The following is a 14,250-nucleotide window of genomic DNA, read 5'->3' as shown; positions in this document are numbered from 1 at the left end:
CATCCTCTCTTAGCTAATGAAAAACTTCCAAATTAAAAATGAAGAAATAGCAATGCCAGAAACAATTGAAATGATCATATAACTAATGGCTAAGCCTTTTTTCAATTTATTCTGCTTAATGGCAGTCAACATGATGTTATTTATAGTTATGAGATATAAAATAAGCATGACGATTGCAAAGATGATAAATGCTTTGATTTCCATGTTTCCTCCCTATATCTATTCGTGATCCCATACTACTTCTTCATATTCTATCGGCATCCCTTCTCATGAACAAAAAACACCTTTCCATCTCATCAGATAGAAAGGTGTTTTAATTAAACGGATTTCCCCGCAGCCTTCAGTGCACGGGCGCCAATGTCACGGCGGTAAAATAGACCTGGCTGCATGATTTCTTCAACCGCTTCATACACTCTTGATCTTGCCGCTTCAAATGTATCGTCAAATGCCGTCACATTCGCTACACGGCCGCCATTTGTGACGAATTGATCGTTTTCTTTTTTTGTTCCTGCGTGGAAGGTCACGACATCAGACACCGTTGTTTGCAAAGCACCAATCGGTGTGCCTTTTGCGTAGTCCTCCGGGTATCCTTCTGAAGCAAGAACGACACTGATAGCGGCAGTGTCTTTCCACTGTAAGTCCACATCTTTTCCGTCCAGAATGTCGAGGAAGACTTGAACTAGATCTGATTCAAGACGAGGGAGAACCACCTGCGTTTCAGGATCACCAAAGCGTGCGTTGAACTCAATGACTTTTGAGCCTTCTGGTGTCAGCATTAAGCCTGCATATAAAATGCCTGTAAACGGACGCTCTTCCTGCACCATTGCGCGAGCCGCCGGTTTGACGACATCTTCCACCGCTTTTTGGACGACTTCTTCTGAAATTTGCGGAACTGGCGAATAAGCCCCCATCCCGCCGGTATTCGGCCCTTTGTCATCTTCGAATGCCCGTTTGTGATCCTGCGCGATCACCATTGGATACACCTTTTCTCCATTGACAAAGGCCATCAGTGAAAATTCCTCGCCTGTTAAAAATTCCTCGATGACGACAGATGCACTCGCATCGCCAAACTTTTCATCTTCCAAAAAGTCGTGCAGACAGTTGATCGCCTCTTCAAGTGTCATAGCGACTGTCACGCCTTTTCCTGCTGCAAGACCGTCTGCTTTAATGACAATTGGCGCACCCTTTTCTTCCACATAAGCCTTCGCTTCTTCAAACGATGTGAAGGTAGCGTAAGCGGCGGTCGGGATATCATAGTTTTTCATTAAGTCTTTTGCAAATTCCTTTGAGCCCTCAATCACCGCAGCTTTTGCATTTGGTCCAAATACCTTTAGATCTGCCTCTTCAAATGCATCCACTACACCTGCAATTAAAGGAACCTCTGGACCGACAATCGTTAAGCCGATTTCATTATCTTTTGCAAAACGAATTAATGCCTCATGATTACCTTCATCGATTGGGACAAGCTTCGCAGCATCTGTCATTCCATCATTGCCGGGTGCGACAAATACTTGGCTGACAAGTTCACTTTGCTTCACTTTCCATGCGATGGTATGCTCTCTTCCGCCTCTGCCGATAATTAATACGTTCACACTGTCATCCCCTTAATGTTTGAAATGTCTAACGCCAGTGAAGACCATGGCGATGCCGTATTCATCTGCCTTTTGAATCGATTCTTCATCACGAATGGAACCGCCTGGTTGAATGATCGCTGTGACGCCTGCCTTCGCAGCAGCTTCCACTGTATCGCCCATTGGGAAGAATGCATCAGAGCCTAGTGCGCTTCCTTTCGCTTTTTCACCTGCTTGTTCAATCGCAATGTTCGCTGAGCCCACACGGTTCATCTGACCAGCGCCTATACCTGCTGTCATTTGATCCTTCGCGAGGACAATGGCATTTGATTTCACATGCTTGACGACTTTCCATGCAAGCTTTAAATCTTTCCATTCGTCTTCTGTTGGTTCTCTTTTCGTTGGAATAGAGATGGTTGCTTCCTCTAAGCCGTACGTGTCAATATCCTGCACGAGCAGTCCGCCATGGACACTTGTCAGCTGCTTTTCTTTTTTCTCAAGATTCGCTTCTACATCTAGTGTTAATAGACGAAGATTCTTTTTCGCTGTTAACACGTCAAGTGCTTCTTGACTAAAAGATGGGGCGATGACGATTTCTAAGAAAATCGTATGCAGCACGTCAGCCGTTTGTTTGTCTACTTCACGGTTAAGCGCCACAATGCCGCCAAAAATAGAGGTTTCATCTGCTTTGAATGCACGGTCAAAGGCTTCAGCAATCGTTTCTCCTGTACCAACGCCGCACGGATTCATATGTTTTACAGCCACAGCCGCTGGCTCCGTAAATTCACGTACGATTTGAAGAGCTGCATCTGCATCTTTGATATTGTTATAAGAAAGTTCTTTTCCATGTAATTGCGTTGCAGTAGCCAAAGAGCCTTTGCTTGGAAGAGCATTTTCATAGAAAGTCGCCGCTTGGTGCGGGTTTTCTCCATAACGAAGGGATTGTTTTTTCTCAAACGTGACGGTGAACTGCTCTGGCTCTGTTTCGCCAACAAAGTTCGTTAAATAATCTGCAATGAGGGCATCGTAAGCAGCTGTATGACGGAATACCTTCGCCGCAAGCTCACGTTTTTTCTCAAGTGACACGCCGCCTTCTTTGATTTGCTGAACGACTGTACCATAATCACGAGGATCGACAATCACTGTGACGTCTTGGTGGTTTTTCGATGCCGCACGAAGCATTCCCGGTCCGCCAATATCAATGTTTTCAATTGCTTCTTCATACGTTACATCGTCTTTTGAGATCGTCTCTTTGAAAGGATAGAGATTCACGACAACAAGATCAATCGGCTGAATGCCATGCTTTTCAATCTGTGCCATATGCTCATCGTTTTCTCTCACTGCCAATAATCCACCATGAATGTTTGGGTGAAGTGTTTTGAGTCGTCCGTCCATGATTTCAGGGAATCCAGTGACTTCAGAAATCCCAATGACATCAATGCCATTCTCTTGAAGAAGCTTATGTGTACCTCCAGTTGAAATCACTTCAACACCAAGTTCTGTTAATTCTTTCACAAAAGGTACTAGATTCGTTTTATCGGAAACACTGATTAATGCGCGTTTGATCGTCATGCCTTCGTCACCTCATTAAGATAATTCTAAAAGTGATTTGATCACTTTTGGATATAGTGTGTGTTCTAGTTCATGCATTCTTTTTTCAATCGATGCAAGCTCTTCGCCTTGTTCAATATAAATCGCGGCTTGATCAATAATCGGACCTGTATCCATCCCTTCATCGACAAAATGGACAGTGATGCCTGCCACTTTGACACCTGCTTGATAGGCTTGTCCGATGGCATCAAGACCTGGGAAGGCTGGCAGCAAAGATGGGTGAATATTCACGATTTTCCCTCTATACGCTTCAAGTAATGTCGGACCGATCAGTCTCATATACCCAGCAAGGAAAACCCATTCTACTTCATGAAGCCTAAGCTGTTCGATGATCGTTTGTTCAAAAGCGGCTTTATTCGGAAAAGCCTTCGGGGTAAAAGCAAAGGAGGCAATGCCCTCTTTCTCAGCACGCTCCAGCACCTTCGCACCCGGTTTATCACAAATCACAATGGCGGCCTCTGCCTGCCACTGTTCTTCTTTTAACGTATCTATAATGGCTTGAAAGTTTGTCCCGCTTCCAGAGGCGAAGATCGCAAACTTCTTCATGAGAGGCTTCCACCGCCGAATGTGACACCTTCTCCTTTTTGAACACGACCGATGAGAAATGCTTTCTCTCCATCTTGTTCAAGTTCACTAATCACATCCACAAGATCGTCCTCTTTTACAGCTAGGACAAAGCCAATGCCCATATTAAACACGTTGAACATCTCTTCTGCCTTCAACTGACCCTTTTCTTGAATAAAGGAGAAAATTGGTGGTACTGGCCATGAGCCGTTATCAATCTCAACGCCAAGACCTTCAGGCAGCATACGTGGTAAATTCTCGATAAAGCCACCGCCTGTCACATGTGCCATGCCGTCAACTTTGCAGGCTTTCACTTGTTTGAGAACGGGCTTCACATAAATTTTTGTCGGTTCAAGAAGCTCTTCTCCAAGCGGTCTTGTAAAAGGTTCATACGTTTGGTGCAGATCAAGACCAGCGTCTTCCAGCAAAACTTTACGAACGAGAGAGTAGCCATTGCTATGAATTCCGCTTGAGCTCAGTCCAATGAGCAAATGTCCCTCTTTGATGCTGTCTCCTGTCACGATTTCATTCTTTTCAACGACACCTACCGAAAAACCAGCAATATCATATTCTTCTTCTGTGTAAAGACCCGGCATTTCGGCTGTCTCACCGCCGACAAGTGCTGAACCAGACTGCTCACAGCCGTCAGCCACCCCTTTGACAATGGATTCAATTTTTAGCGGATCTGCTTTTCCAACGGCTAAGTAATCTAAGAAAAAGAGCGGTTCTGCCCCTTGTGCAAGCACATCGTTGACACACATGGCCACGGCATCGACGCCGATCGTATCGTGTTTATCCATTAAAAAGGCAAGCTTTAATTTCGTTCCGACACCATCTGTTCCTGAAACAAGAACAGGCTTTTTATATGGCAGCTCAGATAGATCAAACATACCGCCAAATCCACCTAGAGCGCCCATGACACCTGCTCGTTTTGTACGTTCTACGTGTGTTTTCATTCGTTTGACGGCTTCATACCCTGCTTCGATGTCGACACCGGCGTTTTTATATGCTTCTGACATCCCATTCACTCCTTTTAGCTGCTGCTTTCCATGTATTTTCGGCAGAATGAAAGAGCAGCATATCAACTCATCTTGACTGCTGCTCCTTTATTCGATTATTTCGTCAGGACCGTTTCCTTCACATGCGGAAGAACTGTATCTTCATAAATTTCAGTCGGGTATTTCCCAGTAAAGCATGCTAAACACTGACCGCGCTGCGGATCATCATACTTCCTGCCAATCCCGTCCATTAAACCGTCTACAGATAAAAATGCAATGGAGTCTGCACCGATTTCCTGTCTAATTTCTTCCACTGAATGAGAAGAAGCAATCAGCTCTTCGTGTGTGGACGTATCAATTCCATAAAAACATGGATGCGCGATTGGCGGTGAACTAATGCGTACATGGACTTCCGTCGCGCCCGCTTCTCTTAGCATCGTGACAATTCTGCGGCTCGTTGTACCGCGTACGATGGAATCATCCACCATCACGACACGTTTTCCTTCGACAACCCCGCGCACAGCAGACAGCTTCATCCGTACGCCCTGCTCACGCAATGCTTGAGACGGCTGGATAAAGGTCCGGCCGACATAACGGTTTTTAATCAAACCGAGCTCATACGGAATACCTGTTGCTTCGGCATATCCAATCGCTGCAGAAATACTGGAATCTGGTACACCTGTCACAACATCTGCTTCGACATGCGCTTCTTCGGCAAGCTTTTTGCCTAGATTCTTTCTCGCACTATGCACATTGATGCCGTTGATATTGCTGTCAGGTCTTGAGAAATAAATGTATTCCATGCTGCACATGCTGCGGTTTATGTTCATCGAGAAGCGCTCAGATTTCAAGCCTTCATCATTAATGATCAGCATTTCGCCAGGCTCCACATCACGTAAATACGTAGCGCCGACGACATCAAATGCACATGTTTCAGAAGCGACAACATAAGCATCTCCAAGCATACCAAGTGAAAGTGGGCGTAAGCCGTTCGGATCAAGCGCCACGATCATTTCTGTTTCCGTCATTATTAAGAAAGCATATGCTCCTTTCAGCATGGACAGCGCATTTTTGATCTGCTCTTTTAATTCAATATGCCCGCTGCGCTTAATTAAATGAGCCAGCACTTCGGTATCAGAAGAGGTCTGGAAAATGCTCCCTTGGTTCTCTAGCTGCTGCTTTAACTGCGTTGCATTCACTAAGTTTCCATTATGAGCAAGGGCAAGACTGCCGTTGTTTTGCGAGCGGAAGAAGAGGGGCTGCACATTTTCAAAGCCGCCTCCGCCTGCTGTCGCATACCGAACGTGTCCGATCGCCCCTTTTCCTTTCAAATCCTTTAGCTCACCGTTTTGAAAGACTTCCGTAATCAGTCCAAGGCCTTTGTGTGATGTCAGGTTCTCACCATCTGTTGCAATGATTCCCGCACCTTCTTGTCCTCGGTGCTGAAGGCTATGCAATCCGTAATATGTGATTTGCGGGGCTTCTTCGTGTCCCCAAACCCCAAAGACACCACACTCTTCATTTAAGCCTCTGATTTCAGCAAGCATGGGATCGCTCCTTTCCATGCACGTTCAAGCTCGTTGACCGCTGCATGAATCCATTGTTGTCCTTCTTGATTTTTGACGGTAAATACACCATCATTTGTGACCGTTCCGACTTCTTTCGCATCTTTGACAGCTGCAGCAAACGCTTCGCGGTGCTCTGGTCTGACTGTGACAACAAAACGTGACTGTGTTTCACTGAATAAGGAAGCTTCGCTGTTTAAATCGATTTGGATATCAGCGCCAAGACCGTCTGTTCCAAATGTACTTTCAGCAAGTGCTACACCAAGTCCGCCTTCAGACACATCGTGTGCTGATTGAACGAGACCGTTTTGAATCGCGGCTAGAAGGGCTTCTTGACGCGTCAGCTCTACATCCAAATCAATGTCTGGTGCTTTTCCGTAAATACGGCCTTCTGTCATCTTTTGAAGCTCACTGCCTGCGAATTCTTCCTTCGTCTCACCAATGACGAAAATCACATCGCCAGCCTGCTGGAACGATTGAGTCGTAATATGAGCAGTATCTTCAACCAAACCAACCATTCCAATGACTGGAGTTGGGTAAATCGCTGTTCCATTTGATTCGTTATATAAAGAGACGTTCCCACCGATAACTGGTGTGCTTAGCGTGCGGCATGCTTCGCTAATCCCGTCAGCTGACTTTTCTATTTGCCAGAAAATTTCTGGTTTCTCCGGGTTACCGAAGTTCAGGTTATCTGTCACTGCAAGCGGACGAGCGCCTGAGCAGACAATGTTACGTGCTGCTTCAGCGACTGCGATTTTCCCGCCAACCTCTGGATCAAGGTAGAGATAGCGTGCGTTACAATCTGTTGTCATCGCTAGGGCTTTTTTCGTTCCGCGGATTCTTAGTACGCCCGCATCAGAGCCCGGTGCAACGACTGTATTTGTCCGAACCATGTAGTCATACTGATCATAAACCCATTCTTTACTTGCAATTGTTGGCTGCTGAAGGAGCTGCTTTAACGTTTCGGCTGCATCTGTGATGGCTGGAGCTTCAACTTTTGTTTCTAAAAACTCACGATAGTATGCAGGCTCACTTGACGGCTTGTGATAAACCGGTGCTTCTTCTGCAAGAGCGTCAACAGGAAGCTCACATACGACTTCACCTTGATGGAGTAAACGAAGCATTTTATCGTCTGTCACATGACCGACTGATACCGCTTCAAGATCGTATTTTTCGAATATATCAATGATTTCTTGTTCGCGGCCTTTTTCAATGACCAGCAGCATTCTCTCTTGCGATTCAGACAGCATCATTTCGTATGCCGACATACCTGTTTCACGCTGCGGAATGAGATCTAGATTCATCTCGATTCCAGAACCTGCTTTACTTGCCATTTCCGCGCTTGAGCTTGTTAAGCCAGCCGCTCCCATATCTTGAATCCCAACGAGCGCATCGTTTTTGATGACTTCAAGGCACGCTTCAAGCAGCAGCTTTTCCATGAACGGATCGCCGACTTGAACCGCTGAACGTTTTTCTTCTGATTCATCAGAAAATTCTTCAGACGCAAATGTTGCACCGTGAATACCGTCACGTCCCGTTTTAGCACCAACGTACATCACCGTGTTGCCGACACCTTTGGCCTGCCCTTTTTTGATGTCCTCATGGTTGATTAATCCAACACACATCGCATTTACGAGCGGATTGCCTTCATAGCTTTGATCAAAATGAACCTCTCCGCCGACTGTTGGAATTCCGATACAGTTTCCATAGCCTGCGATCCCTGCCACTACTTCTTCAAACAAGTACTTCACGCGCGGTGAAGTCAGTTCACCAAAACGAAGAGAGTTTAATACAGCAATTGGACGCGCACCCATGGAGAATACATCACGGATAATTCCGCCGACACCTGTAGCCGCTCCTTGATACGGTTCAATCGCAGATGGATGGTTATGTGATTCGATTTTAAATACAACCGCTTGGTTGTCTCCAATATCAACGATTCCAGCGCCTTCCCCAGGACCTTGAAGCACATGCTCTCCTTTTGTCGGGAATTTGCTTAAAACAGGCTTTGAGTTTTTATAACTGCAATGCTCTGACCACATGACAGAAAAAATACCCGTTTCTGTGTAGTTTGGCAGCCTGCCAATAATGGATTCAATTAAAGCGAATTCTTCATCACTCAATCCCATTTGCTGATACAATTTCTCTTCTTTAATTTGCTTGTGACTTGGTTCAAGCAGTAGTGACATGAGTGTCCCTCCAATTTTTCACGATAGATTGAAACAATTTAAGTCCGTCTGCGCTGCCTAGTAATGAATCAACCGCGCGCTCAGGGTGCGGCATCATGCCGAGTACATTGCCCTCTTCATTCGTTATACCTGCAATTCGATTGACACTGCCGTTAATATCGTCTCCGTAAGTGAAAGCGATTTGGCCATTTTGAATGAGCTTCGCTAAAGTGTCTTCATCACAGTAGAAGTTGCCTTCACCGTGCGCTACAGGAATCGTAATGGATTCGCCTTTTTGATAGCCGCTTGTAAATTGCGTTTCGTTGTTCTCTACAATGAGTTCAACTGGACGACAGATAAATTTCAAGTCTTTATTTCGTCTCATCGCACCTGGAAGAATGCCAAGCTCCTGAAGAATTTGGAACCCGTTACAAACTCCAAGAACAGGCTTTCCTTCCGCAGCTGCTTTTTTCACCGCCGGCATGATGTTTGAGAAGCGAGCAATCGCACCACATCTTAAGTAATCCCCATAAGAGAAACCGCCTGGTACGAGTACACCGTCAAATCCGTCTAGACTCGTTTCGTCGTGCCATACATATTCAACTTGTTCGCCTAACTCATCTTGAATCGCATGGTACATATCGATATCACAGTTAGAGCCAGGCAAGACGATCACTGCAAACTTCACTGTGCGACAACCTCCTCCACCTCATAGCGGTAATCTTCAATCACCGTGTTGGCCAGTAATTTTTCACACATTTCTTTGACGACTGTGTCTAAATCACGATCTGATTTTTCAATGACAAGCTCCATGTATTTCCCGATACGGACATCCTTTACTTCCTGATAAGACATGCTGTGCAAGGCGTGCTGCACGGCACTTCCTTGTGGATCAAGAACGCTCTCTTTTAAGCTGACAAAAATTTTCACTTTATACATGTTTTTGGCCTCCAAGTCTTTTGAAAATTTCTTCGTATGCATTCGTTAAGCCGCCCAGGTTTCGTCTGAACACGTCTTTATCAAGCTTTTCGTTTGTATCTTTGTCCCAAAGCCTGCACGTATCAGGTGAAATCTCATCAGCTAGCAAAATACGATTCTCGTGATCTATTCCGAATTCAAGCTTGAAATCAATTAAATTTACATGGCAGTCTGAGAAGATTTGCTTTAACTCTTCATTCACTTGTCTTGTGATCTGTTTCATTTCCTCGACCTGTTCTGGTGTCGCTGCATGTAAAATGTGAATATGATCTTCTGTAATGAGCGGATCGCCGAGTGCATCATCCTTGTAGTAAAACTCGATCAATGGTGTATCCAGTTTTGTTCCCTCTGGAATGCCAAGGCGCTTTGACATACTGCCTGCCACCACATTTCGTACTACTACTTCAAGCGGAACAATCTGCACCTTTTGAATGAGCTGTTCTGTGTCAGAGAGTCGTTTCACAAAGTGATTGTTGATCCCTTTCTCATGCAGCATTTGAAAGATTAAGCTCGAAATTTCGTTATTCAGTCTGCCTTTGCCTTCAATTTCAGCTTTCTTTTCGCCGTTAAATGCTGTCGCTGAGTCTTTATATTCGACATATAAAATATGCTCGTCATCGGTCCGATAGATTTTTTTCGCTTTGCCTTCGTAGAGAAGTTCTTGTTTCACAGTCATTCAGGTTGGCCTCCTAATTTGAATGTTGGCAATTTTCAGGATTGGGTGCCTGACGAGCAGGCGGCCCATTTCTTACGCAAGACCTAGACGTTCGAAAATCATATCGACATTTTTCAAGTGATAGTTGTAATCGAAGCAGTCAGCGATTTGTTCAGGTGTTAAGCGTGATGTGATTTTTTCCTCCGCTTCTACTAATGAACGGAATGGCACTTGCTTTTCCCACGCTTCCATTGCCTTTGGCTGAACCGTATCATATGCCTCTTCACGTGCCATGCCTGTATCGATTAATGCAAGAAGAACGCGCTGTGAGTAAATCAAGCCAAGTGTGCGGTCCATGTTGCGTTTCATGTTCTCAGGGAAGACCGTCAAGTTCTTTACGATGTTTGAGAAACGGTTCAGCATATAGTTCAGTGCAATCGTTGCATCTGGTAAAATGATGCGCTCAGCAGAGGAATGAGAAATATCACGCTCATGCCAAAGCGGTACATTTTCATAAGCTGTCAGCATATATCCACGGATGACGCGGGCAATTCCCGTCATATTTTCAGAGCCGATTGGGTTCCGTTTATGCGGCATCGCTGATGATCCTTTTTGTCCTTTTGCGAAGAACTCTTCTACTTCACGTGTTTCACTCTTTTGAAGTCCACGAATTTCAACAGCAAATTTCTCAATGCTTGTTGCGACGAGTGCAAGAGTAGCCATGTAATCTGCATGACGATCACGCTGCAAGGTTTGGGTTGAAATTGGTGCAGCTTTGATGCCAAGCTTCTCACATACATATTGCTCAACAAACGGGTCGATGTTCGCATATGTGCCAACAGCACCAGAAATTTTGCCGTATTCGATGCCAGCTTTTGCTTGTTTAAAACGTTCTAGGTTACGCTTCATTTCTTCGTACCAAAGACCAAGCTTCAGCCCAAATGTTGTCGGTTCAGCGTGTACACCGTGTGTACGGCCCATCATGACGGTATATTTGTGCTCTTTTGCTTTTTCTTTTAGGATGTCAACAAATCTCTCAATGTCCTTGAGCAAGATATCGTTCGCCTGTTTTAATAGATATGAAAGCGCCGTATCCACTACGTCTGTAGATGTTAACCCGTAATGAACCCACTTTCTTTCTTCTCCTAGAGATTCAGATACAGCACGCGTAAAGGCTACCACGTCATGGCGCGTGTCTTGTTCAATCTCTAGAATACGATCAATATCAAAGCTTGCATTTTTGCGCATGGTCACAACGTCTTCTTTCGGAATAACACCAAGCTCTGCCCAAGCTTCACAAGCGAGAATTTCTACTTCAAGCCATGCATTAAATTTGTTTTCCTCTGTCCAGATTGCTGACATTTCTGGTCGTGCGTAACGTTCGATCATTTCCCGTTTCCTCCATCTCTTTCAGTCCATATCTTTGTGATGTTTGTCATCCATTCATCATCAAGCTGTTTCATAAATGTCATATGCCCCATTTTGCGGCCGGCTTTTACTTCATGCTTTCCATATAGATAAAGCTTCGCTTCTTTGAGAAGCTCAGGATGCTCTGTTGGGATGTCCACTTCATCGCCTAATAAGTTCACCATCATGCCCTCTGAGAAAAGGGCTGTACCGCCAAGCGGCAAACCACATATCGCGCGAACGTGCTGTTCAAACTGACTCGTCTCACATAAATCGAGCGTATAATGACCAGAATTATGCGGGCGAGGCGCCAGTTCATTGACGAGCAGCTCTCCCTCGTTTGTCAGGAACAGTTCTACAGCAAGTGTACCGACTAGCCCCAGCTTTTCAGCCAGTGTCGTTGCCAGCTCTTTTGCCTTCTCCTGAATACGTTCCTCTACCCTTGCAGGCACAATGCTTTGGAACAAAATGTTATGCTTATGAATGTTCTCAGCGACTGGGAATACCGCAATCTCCCCATGAATAGAACGAGTGACGATCACCGAGAGCTCCATTTGAAATGGGACCCAGCTTTCTAAAATACAAGTTCCATGTGTGAGCAATGCTGCTGCTTCATGAAGCTGTCCTTTTTCCTTGATCACATACTGCCCTTTTCCGTCGTAGCCGCCTCTGCACGTTTTCAGAACGGCTGGCAAACCAAGCACGGCCACTGCGTCTTCCAGCTCTTTTTCATCATGAATGATGCGATAAGGCGCGACTTCACAGCCTGCGTCTACAATCCCTTTTTTCTCCGTTTCACGATTTTGAGTTAAAAGAAGAAGTTCACTTCCTTGCGGTAAATTGGCTTCTTCCTTCAATTGATTAAGTGCATCATAATCAATATTTTCAAATTCATATGTCACGACATCGCTGATTTCTGCCAGCTGTCGAATCGCTTCGAGGTCACTATATGCAGCTGTGATTTCTGTATCAGCAACCTGTCCACAAGGAGATTGTGCGACTGGATCTAACACAGCTGCCCGGTATCCCATTTGTTTTGCGCTGACGGCCATATATCTGCCAAGCTGTCCTCCGCCGATAATACCGATGGTTGCGTTTGGAAAAATGGTCTGCTTAGCCAAGCTGATCACTGCTTTCTAGTACAGTCTGTTTTGTTTGCTCTCTTCTTTCTTCAAGGCGAGCAGCGATTGTTTCATCAAATGCTGAAATCATTTGCGCGGCAAGAAGCCCTGCATTTGTTGCACCGGCTTTGCCAATCGCCACTGTAGCAACCGGTACACCGCCTGGCATTTGAACGATGGATAATAAGGAATCCAGCCCATTTAGTGCTTTTGATTGTACGGGCACACCAATGACCGGCAGTGTCGTTTTCGCTGCGACCATCCCCGGTAAATGTGCTGCGCCTCCAGCACCGGCAATGATGACTTTTAGTCCTTTACCTCTTGCTTCTGTCGCATATTCAAACATCAAGTCAGGTGTCCGATGTGCGGATACCACCTGTTTTTCATACGGAATGTCTAATTCCTCTAAGATATCGCACGCATTTTTCATTGTTTCCCAATCAGATGTACTTCCCATGATGACACCTACAAGCGGCTTCATTTTGTCCCCACCTTTAAGCTGATATTCGATTTTGTATCGTTTGACACGCTTCCCAAACCTAAGCAGCTTGTCAAACGCCGAACAAAAAGGCCCGATTTGCATTGCATTGTTAGGAAGCAACACAAACCGGGCCATGGTAAGCGCTGTTCGCTTTTGAAACGCCATGTCAGTTTTGTTCACTATCCTGCATAGTCCAGTCATTTACGGTAACTGGGTAGAAACTTATGGGCCATATTCCCAAGATTATATGAGGTTCGTGTTTTGAATTCATGTTTATCTTAACAACGGATGTTCATGATGTCAACGGATTTATCGAACAATCTACGAAGTCGTCGTTTTAATGTTCGGATTTAGACTATTTTTCCTTCAAATACGATTTTTTTCCCAATCGGAATGATCTGAATCGACCCATTTTCCTTCTTTTCTTGAAAAATCGGCTCCTCCATTCGTCGGACAGGCGAGTAGCCTTCCGCTGCCATCTGGGACAACACTTGATCGATCGACATGTTGTCTTCCACATAGAATTTCTTCTTCTTTGGTTTTGCGGTCATTCTTTAATTCTCCTTTTCTTCACAGCCTTCACCCAGAAGCCGCCGTGAATCGATTTGGGCTCATACGAAATGATAAACGCCTTTGAATCCAGCGTTTTAATCGTTTCATATAATTGCAGTTCATATTTTCTCGGTGTTAAAATTTGCAATGCTGTCCGGTCTCCTTCAAGACCGCCTGCTACCCAGCTGGTGACACCATATCCTTTTTCTCTCAATTGTCTTGGGAGATCGACATCCAATTCTTTTGTGATCACGTTAACAGTTGTGTAGCCAAGTGCCAGCTTCTCTTCAATTTTCATCCCGACAATGATTCCCATCCCATAACCTAGCGCATACGCAATGACATTTTGTATTTGATCTAAGTTATCAAGTACGATACTTAACCCAATGACATAGATAAGCATTTCAATCGTACCAGCAAAAGCAGCTGCGTACCGTCTGCCTTTCATTGTTAAAATCAAACGCATAGTGGAAAAAGAAACATAGACAATATTAATCACTAAAATGATCAAAACCATGGTGAACGCATTGGATAAAAGTTGTTGAAGCACGATTCGAACCCCCTGCACTAAAAATCAAA

The 14,250-nt window shown here is 45.0% G+C and carries 15 protein-coding genes and 1 riboswitch; all 15 genes read right to left on the bottom strand.

Annotated elements, in window-relative coordinates; genetic code table 11:
• Positions 1 to 9: 9 nt before the first annotated feature.
• The 15 genes from ACP7A0_RS12145 to ACP7A0_RS12075 all read right to left on the bottom strand — a co-directional run bounded on the left by ACP7A0_RS12145 (position 10) and on the right by ACP7A0_RS12075 (position 14,221).
• Entirely contained in the window at positions 10 to 204 is a 195-nt protein-coding gene (locus ACP7A0_RS12145) for a hypothetical protein (protein WP_060595687.1), read from the bottom strand.
• A gap of 113 nt (positions 205 to 317) precedes the next feature.
• Positions 318 to 1,592 (bottom strand): phosphoribosylamine--glycine ligase, encoded by a 1,275-nt coding sequence (purD, locus tag ACP7A0_RS12140; protein WP_060595686.1) that lies wholly within the window; start codon positions 1,590 to 1,592, stop codon positions 318 to 320.
• A 12-nt stretch (positions 1,593 to 1,604) separates the two neighbouring features.
• Entirely contained in the window at positions 1,605 to 3,143 is a 1,539-nt protein-coding gene (gene purH / locus ACP7A0_RS12135) for a bifunctional phosphoribosylaminoimidazolecarboxamide formyltransferase/IMP cyclohydrolase (RefSeq protein WP_060595685.1), read from the bottom strand.
• Positions 3,144 to 3,158: 15 nt separating this feature from the next.
• The gene (purN, locus tag ACP7A0_RS12130; RefSeq protein ID WP_060595684.1) at positions 3,159 to 3,728 is read right to left on the bottom strand and encodes a phosphoribosylglycinamide formyltransferase; all 570 of its coding nucleotides are present in this window, start codon (positions 3,726 to 3,728) and stop codon (positions 3,159 to 3,161) included.
• Positions 3,725 to 4,765, bottom strand: coding sequence for a phosphoribosylformylglycinamidine cyclo-ligase (gene purM / locus ACP7A0_RS12125; RefSeq protein ID WP_375566994.1), 1,041 nt, complete (start codon positions 4,763 to 4,765; stop codon positions 3,725 to 3,727). Before purM ends, purN begins: the two co-directional genes overlap by 4 nt.
• Before the next feature lie 95 nt (positions 4,766 to 4,860).
• Complete coding sequence (gene purF / locus ACP7A0_RS12120; protein ID WP_034664775.1) at positions 4,861 to 6,291, bottom strand: amidophosphoribosyltransferase; 1,431 nt, start codon at positions 6,289 to 6,291, stop codon at positions 4,861 to 4,863.
• Positions 6,267 to 8,498 carry a phosphoribosylformylglycinamidine synthase subunit PurL gene (gene purL / locus ACP7A0_RS12115; protein ID WP_106072532.1) on the bottom strand — a complete coding sequence of 744 codons (2,232 nt, stop codon included), beginning with the start codon at positions 8,496 to 8,498 and terminating at the stop codon, positions 6,267 to 6,269. Before purL ends, purF begins: the two co-directional genes overlap by 25 nt.
• Complete coding sequence (purQ, locus tag ACP7A0_RS12110; RefSeq protein ID WP_060595681.1) at positions 8,482 to 9,165, bottom strand: phosphoribosylformylglycinamidine synthase subunit PurQ; 684 nt, start codon at positions 9,163 to 9,165, stop codon at positions 8,482 to 8,484. The genes purL and purQ overlap by 17 nt, the downstream gene beginning before the upstream one ends.
• Positions 9,162 to 9,416 carry a phosphoribosylformylglycinamidine synthase subunit PurS gene (gene purS, locus ACP7A0_RS12105; RefSeq protein ID WP_003214349.1) on the bottom strand — a complete coding sequence of 85 codons (255 nt, stop codon included), beginning with the start codon at positions 9,414 to 9,416 and terminating at the stop codon, positions 9,162 to 9,164. The genes purQ and purS overlap by 4 nt, the downstream gene beginning before the upstream one ends.
• Entirely contained in the window at positions 9,409 to 10,131 is a 723-nt protein-coding gene (gene purC, locus ACP7A0_RS12100) for a phosphoribosylaminoimidazolesuccinocarboxamide synthase (protein WP_216454412.1), read from the bottom strand. The genes purS and purC overlap by 8 nt, the downstream gene beginning before the upstream one ends.
• Positions 10,132 to 10,203: 72 nt before the next feature.
• Complete coding sequence (gene purB / locus ACP7A0_RS12095) at positions 10,204 to 11,499, bottom strand: adenylosuccinate lyase (protein WP_034664786.1); 1,296 nt, start codon at positions 11,497 to 11,499, stop codon at positions 10,204 to 10,206.
• Complete coding sequence (gene purK / locus ACP7A0_RS12090; protein WP_187704365.1) at positions 11,496 to 12,638, bottom strand: 5-(carboxyamino)imidazole ribonucleotide synthase; 1,143 nt, start codon at positions 12,636 to 12,638, stop codon at positions 11,496 to 11,498. The genes purB and purK overlap by 4 nt, the downstream gene beginning before the upstream one ends.
• Positions 12,631 to 13,119: a 5-(carboxyamino)imidazole ribonucleotide mutase gene (purE, locus tag ACP7A0_RS12085; protein ID WP_050945777.1), complete on the bottom strand. Its 489-nt coding sequence runs from the start codon at positions 13,117 to 13,119 to the stop codon at positions 12,631 to 12,633. Before purE ends, purK begins: the two co-directional genes overlap by 8 nt.
• Positions 13,120 to 13,288: 169 nt before the next feature.
• Positions 13,289 to 13,390: riboswitch (purine riboswitch) on the bottom strand.
• Between the two features lie 79 nt (positions 13,391 to 13,469).
• Complete coding sequence (locus ACP7A0_RS12080; protein WP_060595676.1) at positions 13,470 to 13,670, bottom strand: NETI motif-containing protein; 201 nt, start codon at positions 13,668 to 13,670, stop codon at positions 13,470 to 13,472.
• Positions 13,667 to 14,221 (bottom strand): DUF2179 domain-containing protein, encoded by a 555-nt coding sequence (locus ACP7A0_RS12075; protein WP_024424505.1) that lies wholly within the window; start codon positions 14,219 to 14,221, stop codon positions 13,667 to 13,669. The genes ACP7A0_RS12080 and ACP7A0_RS12075 overlap by 4 nt, the downstream gene beginning before the upstream one ends.
• Positions 14,222 to 14,250 lie beyond the last annotated feature (29 nt).

It is taken from the genome of Bacillus sp. DWP3-1 (assembly GCF_049896565.1).
Classification (GTDB): domain Bacteria; phylum Bacillota; class Bacilli; order Bacillales; family Bacillaceae; genus Bacillus.
This window is presented reverse-complemented; position numbering and strand designations above follow the sequence as displayed.

Coding starts and splice junctions, on each gene's coding strand:
- purN (WP_060595684.1), bottom strand. CDS start 3,728: ATGAAGAAGTTTGCGATCTTCGCCTCTGGAAGCGGGACAAACTTTCAA.
- ACP7A0_RS12145 (WP_060595687.1), bottom strand. CDS start 204: ATGGAAATCAAAGCATTTATCATCTTTGCAATCGTCATGCTTATTTTA.
- purM (WP_375566994.1), bottom strand. CDS start 4,765: ATGTCAGAAGCATATAAAAACGCCGGTGTCGACATCGAAGCAGGGTAT.
- purS (WP_003214349.1), bottom strand. CDS start 9,416: ATGTATAAAGTGAAAATTTTTGTCAGCTTAAAAGAGAGCGTTCTTGAT.
- purC (WP_216454412.1), bottom strand. CDS start 10,131: ATGACTGTGAAACAAGAACTTCTCTACGAAGGCAAAGCGAAAAAAATC.
- purH (WP_060595685.1), bottom strand. CDS start 3,143: ATGACGATCAAACGCGCATTAATCAGTGTTTCCGATAAAACGAATCTA.
- purE (WP_050945777.1), bottom strand. CDS start 13,119: ATGAAGCCGCTTGTAGGTGTCATCATGGGAAGTACATCTGATTGGGAA.
- purB (WP_034664786.1), bottom strand. CDS start 11,499: ATGATCGAACGTTACGCACGACCAGAAATGTCAGCAATCTGGACAGAG.
- purF (WP_034664775.1), bottom strand. CDS start 6,291: ATGCTTGCTGAAATCAGAGGCTTAAATGAAGAGTGTGGTGTCTTTGGG.
- purL (WP_106072532.1), bottom strand. CDS start 8,498: ATGTCACTACTGCTTGAACCAAGTCACAAGCAAATTAAAGAAGAGAAA.
- ACP7A0_RS12080 (WP_060595676.1), bottom strand. CDS start 13,670: ATGACCGCAAAACCAAAGAAGAAGAAATTCTATGTGGAAGACAACATG.